Origin of the sequence: Bradyrhizobium sp. 155, assembly GCF_023101105.1 — a bacterium.
GTDB lineage: Bacteria > Pseudomonadota > Alphaproteobacteria > Rhizobiales > Xanthobacteraceae > Bradyrhizobium > Bradyrhizobium canariense_D.
The window spans coordinates 7,692,381-7,707,074 of sequence record NZ_CP064704.1; the positions used below are offsets into that span (position 1 = coordinate 7,692,381).

At 65.0% G+C, this 14,694-nt stretch carries 13 protein-coding genes; 12 read left to right on the plus strand and 1 reads right to left on the minus strand.

Annotation, left to right across the window (positions count from 1 at the left end):
* The 5 genes from IVA93_RS36445 to trmB all read left to right on the plus strand — a co-directional run bounded on the left by IVA93_RS36445 (window position 1) and on the right by trmB (window position 5,303).
* Window positions 1-1,119, plus strand: a complete 1,119-nt coding sequence (locus tag IVA93_RS36445; RefSeq protein ID WP_026233030.1) for a hemolysin family protein — start codon at window positions 1-3, stop codon at window positions 1,117-1,119.
* Complete coding sequence (lnt, locus tag IVA93_RS36450; protein WP_018455804.1) at window positions 1,116-2,729, plus strand: apolipoprotein N-acyltransferase; 1,614 nt, start codon at window positions 1,116-1,118, stop codon at window positions 2,727-2,729. Before IVA93_RS36445 ends, lnt begins: the two co-directional genes overlap by 4 nt.
* A 210-nt stretch (window positions 2,730-2,939) precedes the next feature.
* Window positions 2,940-3,353, plus strand: a complete 414-nt coding sequence (locus IVA93_RS36455; RefSeq protein ID WP_007598327.1) for a helix-turn-helix domain-containing protein — start codon at window positions 2,940-2,942, stop codon at window positions 3,351-3,353.
* An 85-nt stretch (window positions 3,354-3,438) separates the two neighbouring features.
* Window positions 3,439-4,596, plus strand: a complete 1,158-nt coding sequence (locus IVA93_RS36460; RefSeq protein WP_247789585.1) for a M20 family metallopeptidase — start codon at window positions 3,439-3,441, stop codon at window positions 4,594-4,596.
* The gene (gene trmB / locus IVA93_RS36465) at window positions 4,593-5,303 is read left to right on the plus strand and encodes a tRNA (guanine(46)-N(7))-methyltransferase TrmB (RefSeq protein WP_018455802.1); all 711 of its coding nucleotides are present in this window, start codon (window positions 4,593-4,595) and stop codon (window positions 5,301-5,303) included. Before IVA93_RS36460 ends, trmB begins: the two co-directional genes overlap by 4 nt.
* Here trmB and IVA93_RS36470 read toward each other — a convergent pair.
* The gene (locus IVA93_RS36470; protein ID WP_018455801.1) at window positions 5,300-6,382 is read right to left on the minus strand and encodes a DUF2336 domain-containing protein; all 1,083 of its coding nucleotides are present in this window, start codon (window positions 6,380-6,382) and stop codon (window positions 5,300-5,302) included. The two genes, trmB and IVA93_RS36470, sit on opposite strands and share 4 nt — an antisense overlap.
* A gap of 364 nt (window positions 6,383-6,746) precedes the next feature.
* On the opposite strand from IVA93_RS36470, the gene rimP reads away from it, so the two are divergent.
* The 7 genes from rimP (at window position 6,747) to rpsO (ending at window position 14,593) form a co-directional block, all read left to right on the plus strand.
* Window positions 6,747-7,526: a ribosome maturation factor RimP gene (gene rimP, locus IVA93_RS36475; protein ID WP_018455800.1), complete on the plus strand. Its 780-nt coding sequence runs from the start codon at window positions 6,747-6,749 to the stop codon at window positions 7,524-7,526.
* A gap of 2 nt (window positions 7,527-7,528) precedes the next feature.
* Window positions 7,529-9,139: a transcription termination factor NusA gene (gene nusA, locus IVA93_RS36480; protein WP_007603900.1), complete on the plus strand. Its 1,611-nt coding sequence runs from the start codon at window positions 7,529-7,531 to the stop codon at window positions 9,137-9,139.
* A gap of 22 nt (window positions 9,140-9,161) precedes the next feature.
* Window positions 9,162-9,845 (plus strand): RNA-binding protein, encoded by a 684-nt coding sequence (locus IVA93_RS36485; RefSeq protein ID WP_018455799.1) that lies wholly within the window; start codon window positions 9,162-9,164, stop codon window positions 9,843-9,845.
* 70 nt (window positions 9,846-9,915) lie between these two features.
* Window positions 9,916-12,618 carry a translation initiation factor IF-2 gene (gene infB, locus IVA93_RS36490; RefSeq protein ID WP_018455798.1) on the plus strand — a complete coding sequence of 901 codons (2,703 nt, stop codon included), beginning with the start codon at window positions 9,916-9,918 and terminating at the stop codon, window positions 12,616-12,618.
* Window positions 12,619-12,774: 156 nt separating this feature from the next.
* Window positions 12,775-13,206, plus strand: coding sequence for a 30S ribosome-binding factor RbfA (gene rbfA / locus IVA93_RS36495; RefSeq protein ID WP_026233028.1), 432 nt, complete (start codon window positions 12,775-12,777; stop codon window positions 13,204-13,206).
* The gene (truB, locus tag IVA93_RS36500) at window positions 13,203-14,321 is read left to right on the plus strand and encodes a tRNA pseudouridine(55) synthase TruB (RefSeq protein WP_018455796.1); all 1,119 of its coding nucleotides are present in this window, start codon (window positions 13,203-13,205) and stop codon (window positions 14,319-14,321) included. Before rbfA ends, truB begins: the two co-directional genes overlap by 4 nt.
* A gap of 2 nt (window positions 14,322-14,323) precedes the next feature.
* Window positions 14,324-14,593 (plus strand): 30S ribosomal protein S15, encoded by a 270-nt coding sequence (gene rpsO, locus IVA93_RS36505; RefSeq protein WP_007598346.1) that lies wholly within the window; start codon window positions 14,324-14,326, stop codon window positions 14,591-14,593.
* Window positions 14,594-14,694 lie beyond the last annotated feature (101 nt).

A 14,694-nucleotide genomic window follows, 5' to 3' on the forward strand; every position in this document is an offset into this window, starting at 1 on the left:
ATGCCGGATTCGGACCCGACTCACGACAATCCGCGCAACACGGCCAATTTACCGGTCGTGGTGACCTCAGGCGAGGTGATGCGCCCGACCGCGGAGGGCTGGCTGCTGCGTGCCATTCGCAGCCTGTTCGGCTGGAAGGCAGGTTCGGTGCGCGACGACCTCCAGGTCGTGCTCGACGCCACGACGCCCGACGACACCGGCTTCTCGACGGTCGAGCGCACCATGCTGCGCAACATCCTCGGCCTGCACGAGCGTCGCATCGCCGACGTCATGGTGCATCGCGCCGACATCGTCGCGGTCAAGCGCGACATCCCGCTCGGCGAGTTGATGGACCGTTTCGAGAGCGCCGGCCATTCGCGCCTCGTGGTCTACAACGAGACGCTCGACGATCCCGTCGGCATCGTCCATATCCGCGATCTGCTCGCCTTCATGACCGCGCGTGCGCGCGTGTCGGGGGTCACGAAAACCAAGCGCAAGAAACCGCTGCCGGCCGGGCTCGATCTGCGTACGGTCGATCTCGCGCTGCCGCTCGAGGAAGCGCGCATCATCCGCAAGCTGCTCTACGTGCCGCCGTCGATGCGGGCGATCGACCTGCTTGCGCAGATGCAGGCCACCCGCATCCATCTGGCGCTGGTGGTCGACGAATATGGCGGCAGCGACGGCCTGGTCTCGCTCGAGGACATCGTCGAGCAGATCGTCGGCGAGATCGACGACGAGCATGACAGCGACGAGCCGCCCTCGATCGTGCGGTTGCCCGACAACGCCTTCATCGCCGACGCCCGCGCCAGCCTCGACGACGTCCGCACCGTGATCGGCGAGGACTTCGTCACCGGCGAGGCCGGCGAGGAAGTGGAGACGCTGGGCGGCTATCTCGTCAGCTTCGTCGGGCGCCTGCCGGTGCGCGGCGAGGTGATCTCGGGCCCCGGCCATTACGAGATCGAGGTGCTCGATGCCGATCCGCGCCGGGTCAAGCGACTGCGGATCTCGACGCGAAAGGAGCGTCCCGCGCCGCGCACCCAGCGCGAGAGCCGGCGCCGCGAGGCTGCGCCGGATGGCAGCCAGCCGACGGCCAGCGACACGCCCACCCCGCCGCCAAGCGACGGGACCGGTCCGCAGTGAGCCCTTTCCAGCGATTTCGCCAGATCGCGCTTGCCATCATCCTGACCTGGGGATGGAAGCGCGCGCTCGTCGCGATGGCTGCCGGCGCGCTCTCGGTGCTGGCGCTGGCGCCGTTCAACGCCTTCCCGGTACTGTTCATCACCTTCCCGGTGTTGGTCTGGCTGATCGACGGCGCCGGCGCCGGACGATATCGCGGCGTCCCCGCCGCGGCGCTTACCGGCTACTGGTTCGGCCTCGGCTATTTCGTGCCCGGCCTCTACTGGATCGGCTACGCCTTCTTCGTCGACGCCGATGTATTCGCCTGGCTGACGCCGTTCGCCGTGCTGGGCCTGCCGGCCTATCTGTCGATCTTCACGGCAATGGGCTTTGCGCTCGCCCGCCTGCTCTGGACCAAGAACGCGACGCGCGTGCTTGCGCTCGCGGCAAGCCTCACCATCACGGAATGGCTGCGGGGTCATGCGCTGACCGGCTTTCCCTGGAACGCGTTCGGCTATGCGCTGTCCGAGCCGCTGCCGCTGGCACAAACGGCGTCGCTGATCGGCCTGTGGGGCATGACGTTCCTGACGGTTGCGATCTTCGCAAGCCCCGCGGCGCTGATCGACCGCACGCCCGATCGCCGCCTGGCGTGGCGCGCACCGGCCGCGGCCCTGGCGCTCCTGCTGGTCATGAGTATCTTCGGCGCGATCCGCCTGTCGCTGCATCCGACCACGATGGTCGCGGGCCCCAAATTGCGCCTGATGCAGCCGGATCTCCAGCAGGACGCGAAATTCAACTACGCCGCCAAGGCGGAGGTGATGAAGAAATATCTGGCCTTGTCGGACCGCGCCTCCGGACCGCAATCGACCGGCGTGCGCGATGCCACCATCCTGATCTGGCCGGAATCCGCCTTTCCGTTCTTCCTGACTCGCGAAGCCGATGCGATGGCGCAAATCGCGGAGCTTCTGCCCAAGGGCACGGTGCTGATCACGGGCTCTGTCCGCGCGCCCGACCTGCCGCGGGGCACGCCGATCACACGCGCCTATAATTCGATCTACGTGATCGACCACGACGGCAGCGTGCTCTCTATGTACGACAAGCTGCATTTGGTGCCGTTCGGCGAGTTTCTTCCCTACCAGGGCCTGATGGAGAAGCTCGGTTTCGAGCAACTCACGCGTGTGCGCGGCGGCTTCATTGCCGGCACCGTGCGCCATGCGCTGCCGGTCCCCGGCGCGCCGTCCGCGCTGCCGCTGATCTGCTACGAAGCAATCTTTCCCGGCGAGGTGGCCGGACGCAATGAACGTCCGGGCTGGATCGTGAATCTCACCAATGACGGTTGGTTCGGAATTTCGACCGGTCCCTACCAACACCTCGAACAGGCGCGGATGCGCGCGATCGAGCTCGGATTGCCGCTAGTTCGCTCCGCCAATACCGGCGTTTCCGCAGTGATCGATCCGGTGGGACGCATCGTCGCCAGCCTCGGTCTCGGGATCGAAGGCATTTTGGATGCAAATCTGCCCGCCGCGATCCCGCCGACTATCTATGCGCGCGTGGGCGATGTCCCCGCGGCCATGTTTGTCGCGCTCGCCGTGTTTCTGGCGGTCCGCCGACGTGTTGCCAAACGGCGTCCCTGATCACGCAGCCGCGGCCGATAGCTTTTGACAACCGTAGTCCCACGGTTGACAGACTGCACGCGGCCTCCTCATTCTGCACCGGCTGCAAAAGACAGTGGGTATTGCTAAATTTCTCCGCAATGTTTCCCAATAACAGGGTCTGATTTTGACGTTGCTTACACCTCAGGCATTCCTGATTGCGCCGAAGGTGATGTTTGGAGGGCTGAGGAAATGTCGAAAGCGCCCAACCCTGTTGACAAATATGTCGGCAGTCGCGTGCGGATGCGCCGCATCATGTTGGGCATGAGCCAGGAAAAGCTCGGTGAAGCTTTGGGCCTGACTTTCCAACAAGTTCAGAAATACGAGAAGGGCACAAACCGGGTCGGCGCGAGCCGCATCCAGCAAATTGCCGAAATTCTCCAGGTGCCGGTGTCCTTCCTGTTCGAGGGCGGTCCGAGCGGCGTGGCGGGGCCGGACGGCTTCGCAGAAGGCGCATCGCCGTCTTACGTCTCGGATTTCCTCGCGACTTCCGAAGGACTCGCTTTGACCAAGGCGTTCACCCGAATCACCGATTCGAAGATGCGCCGCTCGATCGTCGATCTCGTCGAGCAGATTGCGGCCCGCGAAGGCCCCGACAAGCGCTGACGCGCCATCTCAATCCGATTTGAGACTGCGTCAAATCTGGCCTATGTCGTCATTTGTGGCCGCGCTTTGATGCGCGTCCTCCTTGATGATGCGATTCAAAGGCACAGATGCGCCCATGGCCAGCTCCAATTGGTTCGATTCTCAAACTATTCTCGATGGCATCCGCCGCTGGGTGGAGGTCGAGACGCCAACGGACACGCCTGAACAGGTCAACAAGCTCGTCTCGATGGTCGCGGAGCAATGCCGCGATCTCCCTGTTACGCTCGAGCGCATCGCCGGTGTCGATGGTTGCGGCGATCATCTCGTGGCGCGCTCGACCTGGGGCCAGGACCGGCCGGGCATCCTGGTGCTGAGCCACCTCGATACCGTTCACCCCATGGGATTCATCGAGCGCCTGCCGTTCAAGGTCGAAGGCGACAGCGCGTTCGGTCCCGGCATCTACGACATGAAGGGCGGCGCCTACATCGCCCACCACGCCTTTCGCGCGCTTTGCGCCACGGCCGATCGCCGGCCGCTCGGCATCACCCATCTGTTCACTTCGGACGAGGAGATCGGCAGCCCCACCTCTCGCGCACTCATCGAGACCGAAGGGCGCAAGGCGAAGTACGTGCTGGTGACGGAGCCGGCGCGCGAGGGCGGCAAGATCGTCACCGGTCGCAAGGGCGTCGGGCGATTCGAAGTGTTCATCAAGGGCGTGCCCGCGCATGCCGGCACGCGGCCCCAGGATGGCCGCAGCGCGATCCGCGAGCTTGCCAACGTCATCCTGGCGCTGGAGGCGATGAACGATCTGGCGCGCGGCGTCACCGTCAATGTCGGCGTGGTGCGCGGCGGCACGCGGCCCAACGTGACGCCGGAAGAAGCCTATGCTGAAATCGATCTGCGCGTGCCGAGCTTCAAGGACGCGGATGAATTCGTCGGCAAGATCCTCGCTTTGACATCGAAGACAGATGGCGTCACCGTCAAGGTCACGGGCGGGCTCAATCGTCCGCCTTACGAGAAGAGCAATGCAGGCGCTTCGCTGTACGAACATGCAAAGACGGTTGCCACGGAGATCGGCTTCGATCTGGTGGACGTTCACACCGGCGGCGGCTCGGACGGCAATTTCACCGCCGCCCACACCGCGACGCTCGACGGGCTCGGCGTCGACGGCAAGGGCGCGCACACCCATTATGAGCAGCTCTATGTCTCGTCGCTCGCACCGCGCGCGCGGCTGCTCCACCGCCTCTACCAGACGCTACGATGAGTGAGCGCAAATCAGATCCGGATCGCGAGGACAGCGAGCGCGCCTTCTTCGGACGCCGCAAGGGCCACAAGCTCAGGCAGCACCAGGCCGAGCTGATCGATCATCTGCTGCCGCGTCTTGCGCTCGCCATCGACCGCGCAGCACCGGCGGATGCCCGCGAGATCTTCGCCCCCGCAGCCGACGATTTGCGGCTCGAGATCGGCTTCGGCGGCGGCGAGCATCTTGCGGCGGAAGCGCAGACCTTCGCCACAACCGGCTTCATTGGCTGCGAGCCTTACGTCAACGGCATGGCGAAGATCCTCGCGCAGATCGAGGCCGCCGAGATCGGCAACATCCGCCTGTTCGCAGGCGATGCCGCCGAGCTCCTGGCCTGGCTGCCGGAAGCTTCGCTGTCGCGGATTGACCTGATCCATCCCGATCCCTGGCCGAAACGGCGGCACTGGAAGCGGCGCTTCGTCCAGGACCGGACCATCGCCGCGATGGCGCGCGTGCTGAAAGCCGGCGCCGAATTTCGTTTCGTCTGCGACATCGACGATTACTGCGCCTGGACGCTGTCGCATCTGTCGCGCTCGCAGGACTTTGTCTGGCTCGCGGAGCGCGCCGATGATTTTCGCCTGCCGTGGGCCGGATACACGATGACGCGCTACGGCCGAAAGGCCACGCGCGAGGGGCGCAAGGCGGCGTATCTGCGGTTCAGGCGGGTCTAGATCGTCTGCCGGTTGCGCCAGAAATTCACGACGCGCTCGGCGGTCGTCGGCATCAAGCGCGTGAAATTCGCGCGCGCCTGCTCAAGATCGGCATCGGCTGGCGTGCGATTCGGGCCGTGCCACATCAGGATCAGCGCCCGCACCGTCGGCCAGCTGACATTCAGCACACGCCCCAGAACCAGGATTGGATCGTAGCGGTCGCCCGTGATCAGGCGGTCGAGGACCGAGAGGCGGACTCCGGACATCGCCGAGAGCGAAGCGATCGCCTCCTCGTATTTGTAGGCCTTCGCGAAGCCAAACAGCGCGCTCTCGCCAAGATGGCCCCCGCGATGCAAGGCCAGCACCGTACGTTGCGCTCCCGAGAAATCGCGACGCGGGCCCGGCGGCAGCGTGGCTTCCTCGATGGCCGCCATGGCGCGCGTGATCTCGACCTGGCGCACGGGATTGACCACGCTCGAGAGGCGACGGCGGATGACGTCGAGCGTACCGTCGAGAAGCTGTTTCAGGTTCTCACCCGAAAGATCGCTGCGCTGGCCGATCCTGAGCGTCAGCACGCCATCCTGCGCGGCACGCTTGATCAGCTCCGAATAGCTGCCAAGCGAGAACACCGCGCCGGCATTGCCCGCGGCGCGGCGCACCACGTCGCGATCGCCGCGCTCGACCAGCACGTCGGTGATGACAGCCGACAGCGTGGGGCGTTCGCTCATCGCCAGCAGATGTCCCTGGCCCTTCAGTCGCGCGATTTCGACGAGAGCGGCGTCGTCGAGCACGGGCGAATGGCGCAGCACGGGGCCCGCCACCGCGATTTCGTTTTCGCGCGCGAGCTCGCTCACGAGACGCCGCGGCGCGTTGTTCAGGCGCGAGAAGCGTTCGGCGAGATCGACGCGCGAGGCGAGCTCGGCATGCGGGACGAGATCGATCAGCAGATTGTCGAAGAGATCGATGACATCGGGACGGAGGTTCTCGGCGTCCTGAAAGAACAGTTGGGAAATGGCATGCGCGATCTCGCCGCGACGCCGCGGGTCGCCGCGTTTGACGATATCGTCCAGTCCGGGAATGAGCGACGTGGCAACGGTCATGAAAACGCAAACTCGTAGGGGGCACGCCGCGGGTACGCCCTGGTCCAAGCCGCCCCACAATCAGGGAATCTAGGCCTTGGAGGTGAAGGAAGCGTTGCGCCAGCGGGCCGCACAGCGGGCGCAAAAAGCCTCGCGCGCCGTGCAATGGGCCTTGTCCGAGAGGGCGGAAAGGGCTATATCACCGGCAATTCATCTTCTCATACGATCCGCGTAGTGAGAGTGGGCCCGAAAGGACCCGCTCTTTTTTATTACCTGAACGCGGCCTGGTGGAAGATGTGCGGCCCGCCGATCTGTCGGGAGAGTTCCGAAGCGGGCTTGAAAGCTTAACCAAGCCTTAACCATACCGAGCGCCTTGACCTCTGACATGACCGAACCGAACCCTGGTTCCACGGATGCCGAATTGCTGGCCGAGCCGAGGCTCGTGGTCGAGCCGGGCGTCGCGGCGCGGGTGTCCGCGGTCGCGGGGCCGGTGCTCGAAGGCATGGGCTACCGCCTGGTGCGGATCCGCATTTCCGGGGAATCCGGCTGCACCGTGCAGGTTATGGCAGAGCGGCCGGACGGCTCGATGCAGATCGAGGATTGCGAGGCGATCTCGCGGGCACTGTCGCCCGTGCTCGACGTCGCCGATCCCGTCGATCGCGCCTATCGGCTGGAAATCTCCTCACCGGGGATCGACCGCCCGCTGGTGCGCCGCTCCGATTTCGAGCGTTATGCCGGCCATCTGGTGAAGGTCGAAATGGCTGTCGCCCATGAGGGGCGGAAGCGGTTCCGCGGCACGATCGGCCCCGTCGAAGGCGACCGCGTGCATCTGCATCGCGACGACATCAAGGCGGGCGAGGCTGCCGACGTTCTCCTGACGATGGAAGACATCGCCGAGGCACGGCTGGTGCTGACGGACGAGCTGATCGCGGAATCCATGCGCCGCGGCAAGGCCCAGGCCCGCGAAATGCGCCGCAATCTCGGCCTCGAGCCGCCGGCGGCGCCGCACGCCAGCATCAGCGAAAAAACGACCAAGAACACCAAGCCGACTAAGAAACCGACGCCGGCCGCGACGAAGAAGCCGGCTCCGACCAATACCAAGAAACATCGCCTGGCCGCCGAACGCGCGCGACGGGGCGAAATCGATCCTGACGAAGGAGACTAGCCATGGCAGTCAGCGCCAATCGACTTGAATTGCTTCAGATCGCCGACGCCGTTGCGCGCGAGAAATCGATCGACCGCGGCATCGTCATCGCGGCGATGGAGGATGCCATCGCCAAGGCGGCGCGGGCCCGCTACGGCAGCGAGACCGACGTTCACGCCGAGATCGACCCGAAGAAGGGCGAGCTGCGGCTGTCGCGCCACATGCTGGTGGTCGAGACGGTCGAAAACCATTCCAACCAGATTTCGCTGGTGGATGCGCAGCGCGCCAATCCCGGTGCCCAGGTCGGCGACACCATCGCCGACACCCTGCCGCCGCTGGAATATGGCCGCATCGCCGCGCAATCCGCCAAGCAGGTGATCGTGCAAAAGGTGCGCGAAGCCGAGCGCGACCGGCAATATATGGAATTCAAGGACCGCATCGGCGACATCGTCAACGGCGTCGTCAAGCGCGTCGAATATGGCAGTGTGATCGTCGATCTCGGCCGCGGCGAGGCCATCATCCGCCGCGACGAGATGCTGCCGCGCGAAGTGTTCCGCAACGGCGACCGCGTCCGCGCCTACATCTTCGATGTCCGCCGCGAGACCCGCGGGCCGCAGATCTTCCTCTCCCGCACCCATCCGCAGTTCATGGCAAAGCTGTTCGCGCAGGAAGTGCCCGAGATCTATGACGGCATCGTCGAGATCAAGGCGGTCGCCCGCGATCCCGGCTCGCGCGCAAAAATCGGCGTGATTTCTCGTGATTCCTCGGTCGATCCGGTCGGCGCCTGCGTCGGTATGCGCGGTTCGCGCGTGCAGGCGGTGGTGAACGAATTGCAGGGCGAGAAGATCGACATCATCCCCTGGTCGCCCGACATCGCGACCTTCGTGGTCAACGCGCTGGCGCCGGCCGAAGTCTCCAAGGTCGTCATCGACGAAGACCGCGAGCGCATCGAGGTCGTCGTGCCCGACACCAACAACCAGCTCTCGCTGGCGATCGGCCGCCGCGGCCAGAATGTGCGTCTGGCCTCGCAGCTCACCGGCTGGGACATCGACATCCTGACCGAGCAGGAGGAATCGGAGCGCCGCCAGGCCGACTTCGAGAACTCCACCCGCGTCTTCATGGAATCGCTCAATGTCGACGAAGTGGTCGGCCAGTTGCTGGCGTCCGAAGGCTTCACGTCGGTCGAGGAACTCGCGATGGTGGACGTCAAGGAACTCGCCGGCATCGAAGGTTTCGACGAGGAGACCGCGCAGGAACTCCAGAACCGCGCCCGGGAATATCTCGAACAGCTGGAAGCCGAGCTCGAGGCCAGGCGCAAGGAACTCGGCGTCGAGGACGCCGTGAAGGACGTGCCCGGCGTCACCTCGAAGATGCTGGTGAAGTTCGGCGAGAACGACATCAAGACGGTCGACGACCTCGCCGGTTGCGCCACGGACGATCTGGTCGGCTGGACCGAGCGCAAGGAAGGCGGCGAGCAGACCAAATATCCGGGCGCGCTCGATGGCCTGGAGATCTCCCGTGACGATGCTGAAGCGATGATCATGCAGGCCCGCGTCAAGGCCGGATGGATCACCGAGGCCGATCTCGCCAAGCCTGCTGAAGAGGCCGAGGCGACCGAAGATCAGCCGGCTTAGGGCGAAGGAGGATGTCACCCGGATGCTCGCCGATACTGACCCCGAACTCGACCATGGACCGCGGACCGAAAGGTCCGCGACCGTGCGGATGTGTGCGGTCAGCCGCGAGGTCCGGCCGATCGACGAGCTGATCCGCTTCGTCGTCTCGCCGCAAGGGCACATAGTTCCCGATCTCAAGCGCAAGCTGCCCGGACGCGGCATGTGGGTCACCGCCTCGCGCGAGGTGGTTGCGGAAGCCGTTCGGCGTCACCATTTTACGAAAGCCTTCAAGCGCGAGCTGCGCATCCCTCAGACGTTTCCCGCCGACCTCGAGGCGCTCCTGGTCCGGAGCGTGGTCGAAGCCCTTGGGATTGCGGCCAAGGCGCGCCAGATCGTCGCCGGTTTCGGCAAGGTCGAAAGCGCGCTTCGGGAGGGTACGGTCGAGGTCCTGATCCATGCCAGCGACGGGGCCGCGGACGGAATCCGCAAATTGGACATGCTGGCGCGTCAAAATGAGGGAAATCGCGGCGCCAAGCCGGAGATTCCCGTCGTCACTGCACTAAAATCGACAGAATTGGATTTGGCACTTACCCGGTCAAATGTGATACATGCTGCCCTGCTCGCGGGCCCGGCGAGCAAGTCATTCCTGTCACGTAGCCAGATGCTGGTCCGATACCGGATGGCGGACGCTGACAGGACTGCCGAAAAGCCCGGCCAGGATTTCTGAGAGACAACGACCACCCGATAGCACGGTGCGGCAACGCACAAGACAACAAGATCAGGATTAGGACTGCTTAATGGTTGATACCAAGACCCCTGGCGACAAGAAGCTGAGCGTTCCGAGCAAGACGCTATCGCTCAAGCCGCGCGTCGAAACGGGCACCGTGCGCCAGAGCTTCAGTCATGGCCGTAGCAAGCAGGTCGTGGTCGAGAAGCGTGGCAAGCGCCGTGTCGACGGCAGCCCTGAACCGCAGGTGGCCGAAGTGGCGAAGCCCGCGCCGGCCGCCGCGCCCAAGCCTGCCCCGGCACGCCCCGCGCCGCCGCGCAACGCCGGCTCCGGCGTGGTGCTGCGCACGCTGACCGAGGACGAACGTTCCGCCCGCGCCAGCGCGCTGGCCGATGCCAAGGTGCGCGAAGTCGAAGAGCGCCGCCATGCCGAGGAAGAGGCCCAGCGCCGCGCGGTCCGCGAAAGCGCCGAGCGTGCTGATCGTGAGGCCGCCGAAGCCCGCCGCAAGGCCGAGGAGGAGCGTCACCGTCACGAGGAGGAAGCCAAGCGGAAGGCCGAAACCGAGGCCAAGAAGCGTTTTGGCGAAGGCGAGCAGCCGCAATCTGTGGCGCGCCCTGCAACGGGGACCTCGGCCGCTCCTGCAGCGCGGCCCGGAGCGCCGATGGCGCGACCCGGCACAACCACCACGGCACGCCCGGGAACAACGACCGCGCGACCCGGAACGACCACGCAGCGGCCGGGAGGCCCGGTGGGCCGCGCCCCCGCCGTCGCAGCCGGACCGGACGAGGACGACGGTCCGCGCCAGATCCGTCGCGGCCCCGGCGGCGCTGCGCGGCCTGTGGTCGCTCCCAAGCCCACCCACAAGCCCGGCCCGCAGAAGGAGCGCGGCCGCCTGACGGTCGTCACCGCCTTCAATGCCGACGACGTCCGCGAGCGCTCGATCGCCTCGTTCCGCCGCCGCACCCAGCGCCTGAAGGGCCATGCCGCGAACGAGCCGAAGGAAAAGCTCATCCGCGAGGTGGTCATTCCGGAAGCGATCACCATCCAGGAGCTCGCCAACCGCATGTCGGAGCGCGCGGTGGAAATCATCCGCATGCTGATGAAGCAGGGCGCGATCCACAAGATCACCGACGTGATCGATGCCGACACTGCGCAGCTGATCGCCGAGGAGCTTGGTCACACCGTCAAGCGCGTTGCCGCGTCCGACGTTGAAGAAGGCCTGTTCGACGCCATCGACGATTCGACCGACACCGAGCCGCGCTCGCCGGTGGTGACGGTGATGGGTCACGTCGACCACGGCAAGACCTCGCTGCTCGATGCGCTTCGTCATGCCAACGTGGTCTCCGGCGAAGCCGGCGGCATCACCCAGCATATCGGCGCCTATCAGGTGCTGTCGCCCGAAAGCGGCAAGAAGATCACCTTCATCGACACGCCCGGCCACGCCGCGTTCACCGCGATGCGCGCGCGCGGCGCCAAGGTGACCGACATCGTCGTGCTGGTGGTTGCGGCCGACGACGGCGTGATGCCGCAGACGATCGAAGCCATCAACCACGCCAAGGCGGCGCGGGTGCCGATCATTGTTGCCATCAACAAGATCGACAAGCCCGACGCCAAGCCCGAGCGCGTGCGCACCGAGCTGCTCCAGCACGAGGTGCAGGTCGAATCCTTCGGCGGCGAAGTCGTCGATGTCGAAGTGTCGGCGAAGAACAAGACGAATCTCGACAAGCTGCTCGAGATGATCGCGCTCCAGGCCGACATCCTCGACCTCAAGACCAATTCGGATCGTCCGGCCGAAGGCACCGTGATCGAAGCCAAGCTCGATCGTGGCCGCGGTCCGGTCGCGACCGTTCTGGTCCAGCGCGGCACGCTCCGTGTCGGTGACATCATCGTCGCCGGCGCCGAAATGGGCCGCGTCCGCGCGCTGATCTCGGATCAGGGCGAGACGGTGCAGGAGGCAGGTCCATCCGTGCCGGTCGAGGTGCTCGGCTTCAACGGTCCGCCGGAAGCCGGCGATCGTCTCGCCGTGGTCGAGAACGAAGCCCGCGCCCGCCAGGTCACCAGCTACCGCGCGCACCAGAAGCGCGAGAACGCGGCTGCCTCGATCTCCGGCATGCGCGGCTCGCTCGAGCAGATGATGTCGCAGTTGAAGACGGCGGGCCGCAAGGAATTCCCGCTGATCATCAAGGCCGACGTGCAGGGCTCGCTGGAAGCGATCCTCGGCTCGCTGGAGAAGCTCGGCACCGACGAAGTCGCCGCGCGCATCCTGCATGCGGGTGTCGGCGGCATCTCGGAATCGGACGTGACGCTCGCGGAGGGCTTCAACGCCGCGATCATCGGCTTCTCGGTTCGTGCGAACAAGGAGGCCGCTGCGGCCGCCAAGCGCAACGGCATCGAGATCCGCTACTACAACATCATCTACGACCTCGTGGACGACGTGAAGAAGGCCATGAGCGGCCTGCTCGCGCCGACCCTGCGGGAAACCATGCTCGGCAATGCCGCGATCCTGGAGATCTTCAACATCTCCAAGGTCGGCAAGGTCGCCGGCTGCCGCGTCACCGACGGCACCGTGGAACGCGGCGCCAACGTGCGCCTGATCCGCGACAACGTCGTCGTGCACGAAGGCAAGCTGTCGACGCTGAAGCGCTTCAAGGACGAAGTGAAGGAAGTCCAGTCCGGTCAGGAATGCGGCATGGCCTTCGAGAACTATCACGACATGCGCGCCGGTGACGTCATCGAGTGTTACCGCGTGGAGACGATCCAGCGCTCCCTGTAAGTCCAAATCTTACCGAAGCGCCTGGATCTTTTTTGAACTGAATTGCGGGAGTACGATGGCCGGATTTTTTCCGGCCATCCACCCCTCTTCGTTTCAGCAAGACAAATGACAATGCCCGTGTCCCAAAAGCGGGCATGACGAGGTGATTTTCAGACCATGCCCCGCCATCATCAAAAAAAGAGTTCCGCGTCTGGCGGCTCGCAACGTCAGTTGCGGGTCGGCGAGCAGGTTCGCCATGCGATAGCCGAGATTCTGGCGCAAGGCAGCGTGCATGATGCTGACCTCGAAGGTCACATCATCACCGTGCCGGAGGTGCGGATGTCGCCCGACCTGAAGCTCGCAACAGTCTACGTGATGCCGCTCGGTGGCCGCGACACCGAGATCGTCCTCGCTGCGCTCGAGCGCAACAAGAAATTCCTGCGCGGCGAGGTCGCGCGGCGCGTTAACTTGAAATTTGCACCTGACCTTCGCTTCCGCGTCGACGAACGATTCGACGAAGCGGAACGGATCGAGAAGCTTTTGCGAACACCCGCGGTGCAGAAGGACCTGGAACAGGATCCGGATACGGATCGGGAAGAAGAACGATGACGATGGACCCGGCTCACGGCACGATCGGCGGCGAAGAGGCCGATCAGCTCGACGTGCAGAAGAATAATTTTGCGGACATGAGCGGCAATTCTCAGCCCGCTCAAGAGCCGCGCCGCGTCAACAACGATCCGCGCGCCAACAAGCAGAAGGGCAACCAGCCGCGCCGCGACCGTCGCGACGTCCACGGCTGGGTCGTGCTCGACAAGCCGATCGGCATGACCTCGACGCAGGCCGTTGCCGTGCTCAAGCGCCTGTTCAACGCCAAACGCGCCGGCCATGCCGGCACGCTAGATCCGCTGGCCTCCGGCGGCCTGCCGATCGCGCTCGGCGAGGCCACCAAGACCGTCCCCTTCGTCATGGACGGCCGCAAGCGCTACCGGTTCACGGTGTGCTGGGGCGAGGAGCGCGACACCGACGACATCGAGGGCCGGGCGACCGCAACCTCGGACCAGCGCCCGACTCGGGAGGCCATCGAGGCCCTGCTGCCCCGTTTCACCGGGGTGATCCAGCAGATCCCGCCGCGCTATTCCGCGATCAAGGTCCAGGGCGAGCGCGCCTACGACCTCGCCCGCGACGGCGAGATCGTGGAACTGGCCTCGCGCCCGGTCGAGATTCACCGATTAAGCCTTGTAGATCAACCGGATAGCGACCGGGCCGTGTTCGAGGCCGAGTGCGGCAAGGGCACCTATGTCCGCGCGCTGGCCCGCGATATGGGCCGGATTCTCGGCACTTACGGCCATATCTGCGCACTGCGGCGGACCCTGGTCGGCCCATTTGGCGAGAACGACATGATTCCGCTGGATCAGCTGGAGGCTTTGTGCGATAGAGCCGCGTCCGGCGAGGGTAGCCTCGCCGACGCGCTTATGCCCGTTGAGACCGCGCTGGACGACATCCCGGCACTGGCCGTCACTCGGGCTGATGCGGCAAGGCTCCATCGGGGCCAGGCCGTTTTGTTGCGCGGACGGGATGCGCCCACTTGTAGCGGCACAGTCTATGTCACGGTGGCAGGCCGGCTTCTCGCGCTTGCCGAAGTCGGCAATGGCGAAATCATCCCCAAGCGTGTGTTCAACCTGACCGGCCTGACTGCCAGCGCCGATCGCAACGAGAGAAATTGACGATGTCGATTGCCGCAGAACGCAAAGCGGAAGTCATCAAGACGAATGCCAACAAGGCCGGCGATACCGGCTCGCCAGAGGTTCAGGTCGCGATCCTGTCGGAACGCATCGCCAACCTCACCAACCATTTCAAGACCCACGTGAAGGACAATCATTCGCGTCGCGGTCTCTTGAAGCTGGTCTCGACCCGCCGCTCGCTCCTCGACTATGTGAAGAAGAAGGACGAGGCGCGCTACAAGGCGCTGCTCGAGAAGCACAACATTCGTCGTTAAGAGTTCTTGCGCGCGCCAACCGGCGCGCGTTTTCGCGCGTGATTTCGAACGAAAGCGTTTGTTTAAAGGTTTTTCGTCGAGGCTGCGTGCGCGTCGGATGC